The organism is Pseudomonas sp. fls2-241-R2A-110 (assembly GCF_030209165.1).
GTDB lineage: Bacteria > Pseudomonadota > Gammaproteobacteria > Pseudomonadales > Pseudomonadaceae > Aquipseudomonas.
This window is the reverse complement of record NZ_JARVSN010000006.1, coordinates 179,681-192,580: the sequence shown is the minus strand read 5'-3', so window position 1 is coordinate 192,580 and position 12,900 is coordinate 179,681. Positions and strand designations below refer to the sequence as shown.

General features: G+C 58.7%; 17 protein-coding genes. 8 read left to right on the top strand and 9 right to left on the bottom strand.

The genetic code is table 11. From position 1 onward, the window contains the following. Positions 1 to 52: 52 nt before the first annotated feature. Complete coding sequence (locus QRN31_RS05050; RefSeq protein WP_285430557.1) at positions 53 to 268, bottom strand: DUF1127 domain-containing protein; 216 nt, start codon at positions 266 to 268, stop codon at positions 53 to 55. Positions 269 to 364: 96 nt separating this feature from the next. Between QRN31_RS05050 and QRN31_RS05045 the strand changes: the two genes are divergently transcribed. After that, positions 365 to 1,219: a LysR family transcriptional regulator gene (locus tag QRN31_RS05045; RefSeq protein WP_208669309.1), complete on the top strand. Its 855-nt coding sequence runs from the start codon at positions 365 to 367 to the stop codon at positions 1,217 to 1,219. Here QRN31_RS05045 and QRN31_RS05040 read toward each other — a convergent pair. Beyond that, a complete protein-coding gene (locus QRN31_RS05040; protein WP_414923619.1) occupies positions 1,209 to 1,943 on the bottom strand; it encodes a sulfite exporter TauE/SafE family protein in 735 nt (244 codons plus the stop codon). The two genes, QRN31_RS05045 and QRN31_RS05040, sit on opposite strands and share 11 nt — an antisense overlap. A 124-nt stretch (positions 1,944 to 2,067) precedes the next feature. Between QRN31_RS05040 and QRN31_RS05035 the strand changes: the two genes are divergently transcribed. The 3 genes from QRN31_RS05035 to QRN31_RS05025 all read left to right on the top strand — a co-directional run bounded on the left by QRN31_RS05035 (position 2,068) and on the right by QRN31_RS05025 (position 4,318). Continuing rightward, positions 2,068 to 3,024, top strand: a complete 957-nt coding sequence (locus QRN31_RS05035) for a LysR family transcriptional regulator (RefSeq protein WP_285430553.1) — start codon at positions 2,068 to 2,070, stop codon at positions 3,022 to 3,024. Between the two features lie 69 nt (positions 3,025 to 3,093). Further along, on the top strand, positions 3,094 to 3,555 hold the full coding sequence (locus QRN31_RS05030; protein WP_285430551.1) for a MarR family winged helix-turn-helix transcriptional regulator: 462 nt from the start codon (positions 3,094 to 3,096) through the stop codon (positions 3,553 to 3,555). A 343-nt stretch (positions 3,556 to 3,898) separates the two neighbouring features. After that, positions 3,899 to 4,318 carry an organic hydroperoxide resistance protein gene (locus tag QRN31_RS05025; protein ID WP_010461312.1) on the top strand — a complete coding sequence of 140 codons (420 nt, stop codon included), beginning with the start codon at positions 3,899 to 3,901 and terminating at the stop codon, positions 4,316 to 4,318. 128 nt (positions 4,319 to 4,446) lie between these two features. Here the strand turns inward: QRN31_RS05025 and QRN31_RS05020 are convergent, their stop codons facing one another. Beyond that, positions 4,447 to 5,016, bottom strand: coding sequence for an elongation factor P (locus QRN31_RS05020; protein ID WP_007943632.1), 570 nt, complete (start codon positions 5,014 to 5,016; stop codon positions 4,447 to 4,449). A gap of 48 nt (positions 5,017 to 5,064) precedes the next feature. Further along, the gene (earP, locus tag QRN31_RS05015) at positions 5,065 to 6,222 is read right to left on the bottom strand and encodes an elongation factor P maturation arginine rhamnosyltransferase EarP (RefSeq protein WP_285430548.1); all 1,158 of its coding nucleotides are present in this window, start codon (positions 6,220 to 6,222) and stop codon (positions 5,065 to 5,067) included. A 124-nt stretch (positions 6,223 to 6,346) separates the two neighbouring features. Here earP and QRN31_RS05010 point away from each other — a divergent pair, with 124 nt between their 5' ends. Next, complete coding sequence (locus tag QRN31_RS05010) at positions 6,347 to 6,757, top strand: hypothetical protein (RefSeq protein ID WP_285430547.1); 411 nt, start codon at positions 6,347 to 6,349, stop codon at positions 6,755 to 6,757. A 2-nt stretch (positions 6,758 to 6,759) separates the two neighbouring features. After that, a complete protein-coding gene (locus QRN31_RS05005) occupies positions 6,760 to 7,242 on the top strand; it encodes a GreA/GreB family elongation factor (RefSeq protein ID WP_285430545.1) in 483 nt (160 codons plus the stop codon). Between the two features lie 6 nt (positions 7,243 to 7,248). Here the strand turns inward: QRN31_RS05005 and cysB are convergent, their stop codons facing one another. From cysB to QRN31_RS04980, 5 genes are all read right to left on the bottom strand, one after another. After that, complete coding sequence (cysB, locus tag QRN31_RS05000; protein ID WP_008148549.1) at positions 7,249 to 8,223, bottom strand: HTH-type transcriptional regulator CysB; 975 nt, start codon at positions 8,221 to 8,223, stop codon at positions 7,249 to 7,251. Positions 8,224 to 8,336: 113 nt separating this feature from the next. Beyond that, the gene (locus tag QRN31_RS04995) at positions 8,337 to 8,840 is read right to left on the bottom strand and encodes a universal stress protein (protein ID WP_285430543.1); all 504 of its coding nucleotides are present in this window, start codon (positions 8,838 to 8,840) and stop codon (positions 8,337 to 8,339) included. 93 nt (positions 8,841 to 8,933) lie between these two features. Next, positions 8,934 to 9,839, bottom strand: a complete 906-nt coding sequence (locus tag QRN31_RS04990) for a 5'-nucleotidase (protein WP_222587871.1) — start codon at positions 9,837 to 9,839, stop codon at positions 8,934 to 8,936. A gap of 25 nt (positions 9,840 to 9,864) precedes the next feature. Next, on the bottom strand, positions 9,865 to 10,821 hold the full coding sequence (locus QRN31_RS04985) for a putative 2-dehydropantoate 2-reductase (protein WP_285430542.1): 957 nt from the start codon (positions 10,819 to 10,821) through the stop codon (positions 9,865 to 9,867). Continuing rightward, on the bottom strand, positions 10,818 to 11,204 hold the full coding sequence (locus QRN31_RS04980; RefSeq protein ID WP_285430541.1) for a thioredoxin family protein: 387 nt from the start codon (positions 11,202 to 11,204) through the stop codon (positions 10,818 to 10,820). Before QRN31_RS04980 ends, QRN31_RS04985 begins: the two co-directional genes overlap by 4 nt. On the opposite strand from QRN31_RS04980, the gene QRN31_RS04975 reads away from it, so the two are divergent. Both QRN31_RS04975 and QRN31_RS04970 read left to right on the top strand, forming a co-directional pair. Then, positions 11,203 to 11,646, top strand: coding sequence for a PilZ domain-containing protein (locus QRN31_RS04975; protein WP_090186450.1), 444 nt, complete (start codon positions 11,203 to 11,205; stop codon positions 11,644 to 11,646). The two genes, QRN31_RS04980 and QRN31_RS04975, sit on opposite strands and share 2 nt — an antisense overlap. Before the next feature lie 161 nt (positions 11,647 to 11,807). Continuing rightward, complete coding sequence (locus QRN31_RS04970; RefSeq protein WP_090186452.1) at positions 11,808 to 12,884, top strand: 3-deoxy-7-phosphoheptulonate synthase; 1,077 nt, start codon at positions 11,808 to 11,810, stop codon at positions 12,882 to 12,884. Positions 12,885 to 12,900 lie beyond the last annotated feature (16 nt).

Here is a 12,900-nt window from a genome sequence, read left to right as displayed (position 1 = left end):
GTCTGCTCGCAACCTACCTCACCGGGAAGGGGTTTGAGTAGCGATGGGCTCATCATTTATGCATCGGATCGTCCCAGAACGGTCTGACCGATTCATGCTCTACATCCGCACGACTCACGCCGATGTCTTTCAATGCTTCGTCGCTCAAGCTCGCCAGCAGTTCACGCTCACGATGAAGCTCGTACCAGCGACTAAACTTGTGCAGCAGATCGGATACCGCGTGGATTGAGAGTTTTTCTTCCGTTACATGTTCGTTATGACCTTTCATCTTGATGTCCTCCGTTGGGGATGGCTCAAGTCTCGCCCGAGCGCTAAGATCAATCCAACGAATGTTTCTGATGGTAACCATCTCGGAGATTGATGGATGTCGGCGTACCCCAGTATCGATACCGATGTACTGCGCACCTTTGTCGCCATCGCCGACCAAGGCGGATTTACCCGTGCCGGTGAACTGGTCAACCGCACGCAGTCCGCGGTCAGCATGCAGATGAAGCGCCTGGAAGAGGACGTATTGCAGCGCCAGTTGTTCGAGCGCGACGGGCGTCAGGTCAAGCTGACGGCGGAAGGCCAGGTGCTGCTGGGTTATGCGCGACGCATCCTCAAACTCCATAGCGAAGTCTTCAATACCCTGCGCGAGCCGCACATGGTCGGCACGGTGCGCATCGGTACGCCGGATGATTATGTGATGCGCTTCCTGCCAGGAATTCTGTCGCGCTTTGCCAAGATCTATCCGCTGATCCAGATCGAAGTTCACTGCGAATCAACCAAGCAGTTGCTCCAGCGTCAGGACCTCGATCTGTCGATCATCACTCGGGAGCCTGGCACCGAAATTGGCCAGTTGTTGCGCAAGGAGCGTTTTGTCTGGGCCGAAGCCCAATGCTTCAGCGCCCATGAGCAGACGCCGTTGCCGCTGGCGATGTTCAACAGTGATTGTTTCTGCAGGCTGTGGGCGTGTAATGCGCTGGACGCGATGGGGCGCGATTACCGCATCGCCTATAACAGTTCGAGTCTGTCGGCGTTGATGGCCGTGGTCAGCGCCGGTCTGGCCGTCACCGCGCAACTGGAAAGCCTGATCACGCCGGACATGCGCATTCTCGGTGCCGCCGAAGAGCTGCCGCTGTTGCCGGAAGCCTGCATCATGCTGGTGCGCAACCTGCACAACCCGTCACCGATCACCGAGTGTCTGGCCGAGCATATCGTCGAAGGCTTCAAACTTTAAACGCGAGCATGACCGCGCACAGCACCAGGAACCCGCAGAACAACCCGCGCAGCAGTCGCTCCGGCATGGCGTGGGCAATCCTCACGCCCCAACTGATGCTCATCAAGCCACCGGCCGCCAAGGGCAGGCCGATTAGCCAGTCCACCTGATGGTGCACCGCATAAGTCACCAGCGTGACGCCGGTGCTGGGCAGCGCCAATGCCAGCGATAACCCCTGAGCCACCACCTGGGTGGTGCCGAACAGACTGGTTAACACCGGCGTTGCCACCACGGCACCGCCAACCCCAAACAATCCGCCCATGGTGCCGGATGCCGCACCCAGGACTCCCAACCATGGCCAGGAATAGCGCATCTGTGCAGAGGCCGGCGCGTTGGCGGTAAACATGCGCACAAGGTTGTAAGCCGACAGGACGATCAGGAAGGCGACAAAGCCGATTCGCATGGTTTGCGCGTCGATCCCCACGGCCCAGATCGAACCGAGCCAGGCAAAGCAGAAACCCATCGCGGCCAACGGCAGCGCATGACGCATTTCGATGCGATTGCGCTGGTGATAACGCCACAGCGCCAGCATCACATTGGGCACCACCATCACCAGGGCCGTGCCTTGGGCGATCTGTTGATCCAGACCGAACAGCACACCCAGCAATGGTATCGCGATCAAGCCGCCGCCAATGCCGAAGATGCCGCCCAAGGTTCCTAACGCTGCGCCGAAGGCCAGGTACATGAAGATCTCAATCACAAGCGATTTTCCTTTTGTCAGGCCGCCCATCCTACGCAGTCGACGCTGGCGGGGAAACGCACAGCAACGCACAATGGCTGTGCCAACTTCGCATAAGCACTGACTGACGATGAACCCCAATCTATTGACCGAACAGCTTGGCCTGTTTCTTGATGTGCTGGAAACCGGCAGCTTTTCCGCCGCATCCCGGCGCCATCCGCTGACACCTTCGGCGGTGGCGCGACGTATCGACAGTCTGGAAAACGCCGTGGGCAGCGCGCTGTTCATTCGCAGCACTCACGCGGTGCGGGCCACGCCTGCGGGCCTGGCATTTGCTGATCGGGCGCGGCGGATTGTGGCTGAGTTGCGTCTGGCCCGCGCTGAAGCGGTGTCATTGAGCAGCGCGCCGGAAGGCTTGATCAGAATAGATGCCCCAGCGGCGTTTGGCCGACGGCATCTGGCGCCGGTGATTGCCGACTTCCTCATGCTTTACCCCGGACTCGACGTGCAACTGCATCTGATCGACAGTTTTGTCGACATGCAGGGTCTTAACCTTGGCAAGGTCGATCTGGTGCTGCGCGCCGGTCAATTGGCCGACACCCGACTGGTGGCCACGCCGCTGGCGAGCATGGTGCGTGTTGCCTGCGCCAGCCCCGACTACCTGAAACGGCGTGGAGTGCCCATCGACCCCGCACAACTGAGCGAACACGACGGCCTCGACTGGGACGGCCTCGCCCCGCCGTTCGCCTGGCGTTTTGCACGGGACGGACACCTGCACTTGCACCGCCCGGCACGCATCCGCATGAGCGCAAACAATGCCGAGGCACTGGTTTGCGGTGCGCTGGCCGGGTTGGGTGTCGCGCATTTGCCGACCTGGCTGGCCAGCGAATACCTGGTACGCGGTGAATTGCTGCCGCTGTTCTGCGAGAACGGTCTGCCACCGCCGGAAACTACAGGGATCTATGCCCTGCGCCTGGCGCAACAACCCAATTCACGCAGTCGCTTGTTGCTGGAATACCTGAAGACGCGGTTCAGCCCCATCCCGCCATGGGATTTGGCGCTGCAGAACAATCTGGATCGCCACTAGTCCAGAATTATCTGGCGCATTAAAGATTCGCCCGCTAGATTCATGACGATCACTGATCAAGGTTTTGAAATGGACACCGAGCGAAACACCCCTGACAACTACGAACAGCTGCTGCTGGATAACCAGATCTGCTTCGCCCTGCACTCCACTTCGCTGCTGATGACCAAGGTCTACAAGCCGCTATTGCAGGCGCTGGGCCTGACCTATCCGCAATACCTGGCGATGATGGTGTTGTGGCAGAAAGACGGATTGACCGTCGGTGAAATCAGCTCGCAGCTGCTGACCGATCCCGGCTCACTGACGCCTCTGCTCAAGCGCCTGGAAGTCGAAGGCCTGCTGACCCGCACCCGCAGCCGCGAAGACGAACGGGTGGTGATTGTTGAACTCACCGAACAAGGACGCGCGTTGCGCGACAAGGCACGCAGCATTCCCCAATGCATCCTCGCTGCCAGCGGACAGACGCTGGAGCATCTGCAGAAGCTGCAAGCGGAGCTTCAAGACCTGCGCAGCAATCTGCAAGACAGCCTCTGATTCTAAAACCACCATAATTCCCCTGTGGGAGCGAGCCTGCTCGCGATTAGCGGTCTGTCATTCAGCATTGATGTTGACTGACAAACCGCTAATCGCGAGCAGGCTCGCTCCCACATTTGTTTTGCGGTGCCCTCTCTGCCCCCGCGCCACTTAAAAAAACCATTCGCCGAAATCTTGCTGCGACAGCTCTATCTCAGAACTCTCAACCAAGATCCGCCTGAAAGCCAAAACTTTTTTTAAAATTTATCTTGCGCGCTAAATATTAGCGCGATACATTCATCTCGCACTTACTTAGCGCGCAAACATTTAGCGCAGAATACCCAAACCAAACGAGGCTCACACCATGCAAACTCTCTACACCGCAATCGCAACTTCCACCGGTGGCCGTGACGGTCGTGCGGTTTCCAGCGACAACATCCTCGACGTCAAACTCGCCACGCCAAAAGAGCTCGGCGGTGCCGGCGGCGCAGCGACCAACCCTGAACAACTGTTCGCAGCCGGCTACTCCGCCTGCTTCATCGGCGCACTGAAATTCGTCGCCAGCCAGACCAAGCGCAGCATCCCGAACGACGCTTCGATCACCGCCCATGTCGGCATCGGCCAAATCCCTGGTGGCTTCGGTCTGGACATCGATTTGCACATCAGCCTGCCGGGTCTTGAACAAGCCGACGCGCAAAGCCTGGTCGAAGCTGCTCACCAGGTCTGCCCGTACTCGAACGCCACTCGCGGCAACGTCGATGTACGCCTGCACGTTACCGTCTAAGCACTGGCGTGTTCAGCCAAGTCTGCGAAGAGCTCAAGCAACACCTGAAGAATTGAGGTCTGCGTGTTTCTGGCAGGCATAAAAAAGCCCGACTCAATGGTCGGGCTTTTTCATTCCTGAAGCGGTGCTTATTTAGCACGGCCTTTGTAGGAACCGCCTTCGCGGGTATCGATCTCGATCATGTCGCCGATTTCGATGAAGTCAGCAACCGACAGCTCGGTACCGTTCTTCAGTTTGGCAGGCTTCATTACCTTGCCGGAAGTGTCACCGCGAGCGGAACCTTCGGTGTAGTCAACCTGACGCACGATGGTGGTCGGCAGTTCTACGGAAACCAGACGCTCTTCGAAGAAGATCGCTTCGCAAACATCGGTCATGCCTTCTTCAACGAAAGGCAGAACGGCTTCGATGTCTTCAGCGTTCAGCTCGTACATGGTGTAGTCGGTGGTGTCCATGAACGTGTAGGTGTCGCCGCTGATGAAGGACAGGGTCGCTTCTTTGCGGTCGAGGATTACGTCGTCCAGTTTGTCGTCGGCGCTGTAAACGATTTCGGTCTTGTAACCGGTCAGCAGGTTTTTCAGCTTGGTCTTCATGATCGCGCTGTTACGACCGGATTTGGTGAATTCAGCTTTCTGAACCAGCCAAGGATCGTTTTCGAGACGGATCACGGTACCGGGTTTCAGTTCTTTACCAGTTTTCATTGCGAATATCCGAATTTGGATGGGATTTACAAAAATCTAGGCCGCGTATCATATCCAATTTACATAAAACTGTACCAGCGCTGCGGCAAGATCAGCCTGCAAGGCCTGTTCCAGACACCACGCCTCGGCATGTTTTTGCAGCTCGGGCCAGTGTTTACGGGTCGCTAGCCAGTGGTCAGACATATCATGGCCTGCATTCCACGTTCGCCAAAGACCGCTGATCGCCTCGCGGGCAGGCTCGGACAGGCCTTTGACGTACAGCGCGAGGAAGGCATCGAGCTTATCCAAGTGAATGTCTTCGTCCTGGCGATAGATATGCCAGAGCAGCGGCCGACCGGCCCATTGTGCGCGGACAAAGGAATCTTCGCCGCGCACGGCGTTGAAATCACAGCACCACAGCAGGTGGTCGTATTGATCCTGCCGGACGAACGGCAACACCTGGACGGTCAAGGCTTGGCGAACATGCACCGCGCCGGCCGCTAACCCATCAACGCCTAGCCAGCGTTCGACATCCCCCAGGATCCGGCCTTCAGGCACCAGCAGATGCGTGGGCGTCGAATCAGCGGCCATCGTATCGAGCCAGCTGGCCAGCCCGGCATTCTCGTAGGCGAACAGCGAGATCAGTTGAGCGTTTGACGCACGATCAATCCCCAGGCCGTGAAGGAATTCACGCTGAGCTTCAGGGTTTTGCTGAAATTGCCTACGTCGTTCAAGCAGACCGCTTTCACGCAGCAACCCCCCGGTGCCTTTTTGAAAGCCTGGGAAGAAGAAGTATTTCTGCACGCTCTTGTACTTCACCGATGGCAAACCGTGGCAGCCGACCACCCAGTCCTCGGCGCTCAGGTAATCGAGGTTCATCCACAGCGGCGGCTTTTCCCGCGCAGCCATCGCGTCCATGTAGAGGCTTGGCAATTGACAGGCAAACGCGGCGATCACCACATCCGCCGCTTCGGTGGGTAGCCAGTCGGTTGGCCAATGACGCACCTCCACTCCCTGCTGCCACTGCTGCGAAGCTGCTCTGTCGATTTCTGGACAGATCTGTTCGAAGGCACGCAGATCATCGACCCACAAACGTACCGCGACCGAATGCTCGGTCACGAGCTGTCGGGCCAGGCGCCAGGTCACGCCGATGTCGCCAAAGTTGTCGACCACGGTGCAAAAAATATCCCAGCGCCAGCGGTTGTTCACTTGAGGCATTTCAGGCATTCCAGGCTCCCGTTGGCAAAGGCGCCGATTGTCCGCATAAATTACCTCGTGCAGAAGAGCCGACGGCGATTAATCTTCATGCGACAATCGCCATTCCCCCGCGAACACCCGCCAGGAGGCAGCCATGCCCTACCGTCCCAACCCGCGCCGCCCGTTGCCGGTCCAGCTTAATGCGTTGCAGCTCAGCGGCAGCATTGCCCTCGGCGTATGGCTGGGGTTCATCGCCATCGCGTTGACCTGCTGGCTCGCCTCGCGCCTGCTGTTCAGCGAGCAACTCGCGCCCGTGGCTGCCGTGGTGGAGCAATTGGCCAAACCGCCGGAAGCGGCGCGCCAGGTGCCGGACATCCCGCCGCAAAGCCCGATATTTCAACAATACGAAGAGAACCTGCACAAGAACGAGCAGCAACAACGAATGGATCAGGCCCGCAGCAGCAGCCGCAATCTGTCCAATCCGAAATGCCAGTTCTGGCTGCAACAGGACCAGACCGCGCCGAGCGAAAAAAGCCGCGCCAACGTCCTGCAATTCTGCGACTGATCATGAATAAACACTCTGTCCACCAACTGATTCTCGCCAAGCTGCGCGTCGATCTCGACATCGCCGAGCGTGCCGCGCAAACCGCGTACGAAACCGCGACCCACGAAGAAAACATTGCCGAAAACAAGTACGACACCCTGGGCCTGGAAGCTTCTTATCTGGCGGCTGGACAGGCTAAACGCGTGGAAGAAATCAGGCAGTCACTCGCGCTTTGCCAGAACCTGACCTTGCGTCCTTATGACGAACAACGCGGGATCGAAGTGGGCGCCCTGCTGGGTCTGGAAGACGAAAAGGGTCGTGAACAATGGTTGTTCCTGGCCCCCGATGCGGCGGGTTTGAAGGTCGATCTGGTGGGGCAGATGATTACCGTCATCACCCCTCGCTCACCGCTGGGCAAAAGCCTGCTGGGCAAGTTCGAAGGGGACGAGGTGGAGATTCTGGTGGCAGGCGCTCGGCAACAGTTTGCTGTTACCGAGGTCATTTAAGCAGGATTAATGGACCGGCAATTCGACGCCGTCGAACAGCTCTTCCAGTTCCTGTTTGTTGTGGCACTGAATGGCCTTGGCCATGACTTCGCGAGTCAGGTGCGGCGCAAACTTCTCGATGAAGTCGCACATGAAACCACGCAGGAAAGTGCCGCGACGGAAACCGATTTTGGTGATGCTGGACTCGAACAGATCGCTGGCATCGAGCATCACCAGGTCGCTGTCGAGTTTGGCATCGACCGCCATTTTCGCCACGATGCCCACGCCCAGACCCAAGCGCACGTACGTCTTGATGACGTCGGCGTCGGCGGCGGTGAACACCACTTTCGGCGTCAGGCCGCGGTGGCTGAACGCTTCGTCGAGTTTCGAACGACCGGTGAAACCGAACACGTAGGTCACGATCGGGTATTCGGCCAGGGCTTCGAGGGTCAGCTTCGACAACTTGGTCAACGGGTGGCCCTGAGGCACGACCACGCAGCGGTTCCAGCGATAGCACGGCATCATCACCAGGTCACCGAACAGCTCCAGCGCTTCGGTGGCGATGGCAAAATCCACCGTACCGTCAGCCGCCATTTCAGCGATCTGCATCGGTGAACCCTGGTGCATGTGCAGGGCAACGTCCGGGTATTGCTTGATGAAATTGCTGATCACCGGTGGCAACGCGTAACGCGCCTGGGTGTGCGTGGTGGCGATCGACAGGGTGCCTTTCTTCTCGTTGGAGAATTCCTGGGCAATCTGCTTGATGCTTTCAACCTTGCGCAGGATCTCGCCAGCGGTGGTGATGATGCGCTCGCCGGCCGGGGTGACGCGGGTCAGGTGCTTGCCGCTGCGGGCAAATACTTCAACGCCGAGTTCGTCTTCCAGCAGACGGATCTGTTTACTGATGCCCGGTTGCGAGGTGTAAAGGCTTTGGGCGGTAGCGGAAACGTTGAGGTCGTGGTGCGCCACTTCCCAGATGTAGCGCAGTTGTTGAAGCTTCATATGAATCCCTCAAAGCAGGTAGACGCCACGGGCATCAGCGACGGTATATAACTATATTAATGGTTTGAAGAATAAATCTAGAACTTTTTCATCAAACTGCCACTATTCTTGCTTTAGCGATCCCCTTTGCGGCGACGCTCTACCAGCGGCACCAGGTACACCGGCACCGGAGACAGTTGCAACACCCGCGCAGCGGTCCTGCCCAGAGGCGTTTCCGCGCCAGCACGATGGCTATGACTACCTACGATCAACAAATCCACGGAGAGTTTCTGCGCCTGGTCGAGAATCACCTGCGACGGATCGCCCTGCAGCACCCGCACCGCTTGAATCCGCGCCAGGTCCAGTTCCCCTTCATCCCCCAACTCTTCGCGAAAGCTTTCGAGCACCCGCTGCTCGATATTGGCAATCACCGTGTTCAGTCCCTGGCTGTGAAACTCGTTCAAGGCCTGCTCATCGAGGTAGCTCTGAAGTACTGATTCGGCAAACAACCCCATCGGCTCAACCGCATGCACCACATACAGGTCGGCATTGAAGGTTTGCGCCAGTGCCAAGGCATGCTGCATCACCAACGGTGCGTACAGACCGAGGTCAGTGGCATACAGCATCGAACGAATCATATGACCTCCTCGTGCCAATATGGCGGAGATTTGATTCAGCTTAGCAGCGCCGTGGCGAGTACGACGTCTGACGTAACACATTGAACAGTGGGCTTAAACTTTTTGTTCATTGCTTATGCCGTGGGGCACGTGACCAGTGGCAACCACTTCACGGGCCAGTTCGCAATGGCCCGCCTGGTCATCGAAAAACACGTCAGCGGCAAAGGCTTCGAGGAATGCCGACTTGGTCAGGCCGCCAAGAAACAGCGACTCGTCCAGACGAATATCCCACTCACGCAAGGTGCGGATCACCCGTTCGTGGGCCGGTGCCGACCGCGCCGTCACCAGGGCGGTGCGGATCGGACAAGCGTCATCGGGGAACTCGCGCTGCAACAGATTGAGGGCGGCGAGGAAGCCTTTGAACGGGCCACCCCGTAGCGGTTCGCGGGCCGATTCGCGCTCGCTGGCCTGAAACGCTTCCAGCCCACCGGACTGATAGACCCGTTCCGACTCGTCGGAAAACAGCACCGCGTCACCGTCAAAGGCAATGCGCAGTTCATCGCTGGCCGCGCGGCTGGCACCGCCCGACAAAATAGTCGCGGCGGCGAAGCCGGCGTCCAAAGCACTGCGCACATCTTCGGCATGGGTCGACAAAAAGAGATCACAGCCGAATGCCTTGAGGTAAGGATAAGGACTGCGCCCACCGACAAACGCCGCCCGGGAAATCGCCAGGCCATAGTGATGGATCGAGTTGAACACCCGCAGGCCGGTGTCGGCGCTGTTGCGCGACACCAGGATCACCTCGACCCGGGCGCGGCCGAGGCGGGTATTCAGGCTCAGGAGTTTTTCCACCAGCGGAAAAGCATCGCCGGGTTCGAGGATCTCGTCCTCGTGTTCAATCTGATATTGCCGGTAGGCCTCGACGCCGCTCGACAGATAGACCTTGTGGCTTTCGCTCAGGTCGAACAGTGCCCGTGAAGAAATCGCCAGCACCAGTTTGTCGTCGATAGTCTTTGCCATGCCCTTCCCCCTCAGGTTGATCGACTCACCTGTTGCGTCGATCGATAAAACTCAAACTGCGATACAAGGCTTCGATTCGTGGCAACTCGCACCCCGCCGCTTGAGCGACCGCCAGCGGCCTCGCATAGATCGCTTGCAGTTCCAGTGGCCGCTTGTGCAGAAAATCGTGGTGCATGCTCGGCCAATAGTCGGGCATTTTTTCAGTCATCATGAACAGGTAATCAGCATAACCGGCCGGCATATCGTGCCCGCAGGCCTTTGCGCCCTGCACCACTTCGGCCATCAGTGCCTTGATCAGTTCCCGGCTATCGATGTCGGCCATCAACGGTGCGGTACTCGCCCCGAGCAATACCGACAGCCCGTTGTAGGGGATATTCCAGACCAGTTTCTGCCATCGTGCCTGGTGCAGGTTCGGCATGGCCTGGGAGTCGATGCCGGCTGTACGAAACAACCCCGCGCCCTCCTCTACAATCACCATGCGCGCCTGATCGTCGATTGCCGGACCACTGTGATAGCCGATGTTGACCGCACCGAGCGCCTGATGGGTGATCACGCCCGGGCCTTCGCGATGCACGCAGATCAGGCACAGGCCGCCCAGCAAGTGCAGCGAATCGGGAAGCAACTCGCGCAAGCTGTCTTCGACGTCCAGGCCATTCTGCAGCAGCAGGACCTTGGCATTCGGGGCCGCAGCCTGAATGATGGCGGGCGCCAGGTCCGCGTTGCTGGTGGTTTTTGCGCCGACCAGCAACCAGTCGCAGGCGGGCATGTCTTCAGCCGACGAGTAGGCCTGAACCGGATTCAGCGTCAGCGCCCCATGCACGGCACTGTCGAGTTGCAAACCGCGCTCGGCCACCGCGGCGAATTCACTGCGCAACAGGAAGTGCACATCAAAACCGGCACGCGCCAACATCACCCCGTAGAACCCGCCGATCGCGCCGGTTCCGATAATACCGATTGTCGGCTTGGCAACTGCCCCCATCATGGCAACTCCTCTGCAATTCGATTGAGCGCCTGCCCTACGGCCTCATTGAGCCCGATGCCGGTCAGGCGCGACTGTACTGGCCCGAAGAACTCGCCGTCGCGCACCACAAACAGCGCCGGCAAATGAAAAACCTGATAACGCTCGACCAACCCGCCATTGTCCCCGGCATCGATCCAGCACAGCCGGTCGATCGCCAGATCAAGTCTTGGCAATTGCTCTCGTGCAAACCGGCAGGAGGCGCAGCCAACGCTGGTGAAAACCACCAGCGAAACACCGCTTGATGCCAGCAGCCGTTGGTCGGCATCGAAATCAGTCAGATCCCATTCGACCACTATACTGGGGAGAACAATGTCAGATGGCCGACACATGGAGTCCGTGCTCATGGGACGTTTTATTCCTCATCCTGACGATGTGCCTGTTGAATTAACGTTACTCAAACCTGAGTGTATTTCTCGGCAACAGCTGCACACTATCAGCCTGGGCGGCATGGCTTGCAATTACCACCGCGCGTGGCGCCACGGTACGGCGCTTGAAGTTCGCATGCCGACCCTCAATCCCGATTTGCGTTTTCTGGGCTATGTGGCCTGGTGCTTGCGCCGAAAGCGCGGCTATCTGGTGGGCATCGCGTTCGTTGACGAGCAGATGATGTTCAGCGCCCGGATGGGAGAGCAGGTGTGCCAGATCGAACGCTACTGTCGCCAGCATGACTCGCATAATGACCTGCAGGAAACCCAGGCCTTGGCCCTCGAATGGGTCCAGCAGCATGCCGACGAGTTCTCTCACGACACGGTTCGCAGAGCCTTTGCCCAGGCTGTGCTGGATTAGGTGGCGTTCACAATTCGTGAGAATGCCCCCTAAACCGGTGTCTGCCCATTGTCGAGCAGGCGCCTAACGCGCTAAGGTTCGGCTCCCCGACGCGCTTAATTTGCTGTGCTCCGCCGCGCGGGTTCGCTGGCGGCCGGCACCCGTGACCTGACGAGTAAACGATGGCTGATTTACCGATCAACGACCTAAACGTCGCCTCCAACGAGACCCTGATCACTCCCGATCAGCTCAAGCGTGATATCCCTCTGAGCGACGCTGCCCTGCGCACCGTCACCAAGGGTCGCGAAGTCATTCGCAACATTCTTGATGGCACCGACCACCGCCTGTTCGTTGTCATCGGGCCTTGCTCGATCCATGACATCAAGGCGGCCCACGAATACGCCGAGCGCCTGAAGGCGCTTGCCGCCGAAGTGTCCGATACGTTGTATCTGGTCATGCGCGTGTATTTCGAGAAGCCACGCACCACCGTCGGCTGGAAAGGCTTGATCAACGATCCGTACCTGGACGACTCGTTCAAGATTCAGGACGGTCTGCACATCGGTCGCCAATTGCTTCTGGACCTGGCCGAGATGGGCCTGCCCACTGCGACCGAAGCCCTGGACCCGATCTCCCCGCAGTACTTGCAGGACCTGATCAGCTGGTCGGCCATCGGCGCTCGCACCACCGAATCCCAGACGCACCGTGAAATGGCTTCCGGCCTGTCCTCGGCCGTCGGCTTCAAGAACGGCACCGATGGCGGCCTGACCGTGGCGATCAACGCCCTGCAGTCAGTGTCGAGCCCGCACCGTTTCCTGGGCATCAACCAGGAAGGTGGCGTATCGATCGTCACCACCAAAGGCAATGCCTACGGTCACGTTGTATTGCGCGGCGGCAACGGCAAGCCGAATTACGATTCGGTCAGCGTCGCGCTCTGCGAGCAAGCGCTGAACAAGGCGAAGATCAAGCCGAACATCATGGTCGATTGCAGCCACGCCAACTCCAACAAGGACCCGGCCCTGCAACCACTGGTGATGGAAAACGTTGCCAACCAGATCCTCGAAGGCAACAAGTCGATTATCGGCCTGATGGTCGAAAGTCATCTGAACTGGGGCTGCCAGGCCATTCCCAAAGACCTCGCCGACTTGCAATACGGCGTGTCGATCACCGATGCCTGCATCGATTGGTCTGCCACTGAAACCACCTTGCGCAGCATGCACGCCAAGCTCAAGGACGTGCTGCCCAAACGCGATCGCACCTGATCGCCTTTCGCCGCAC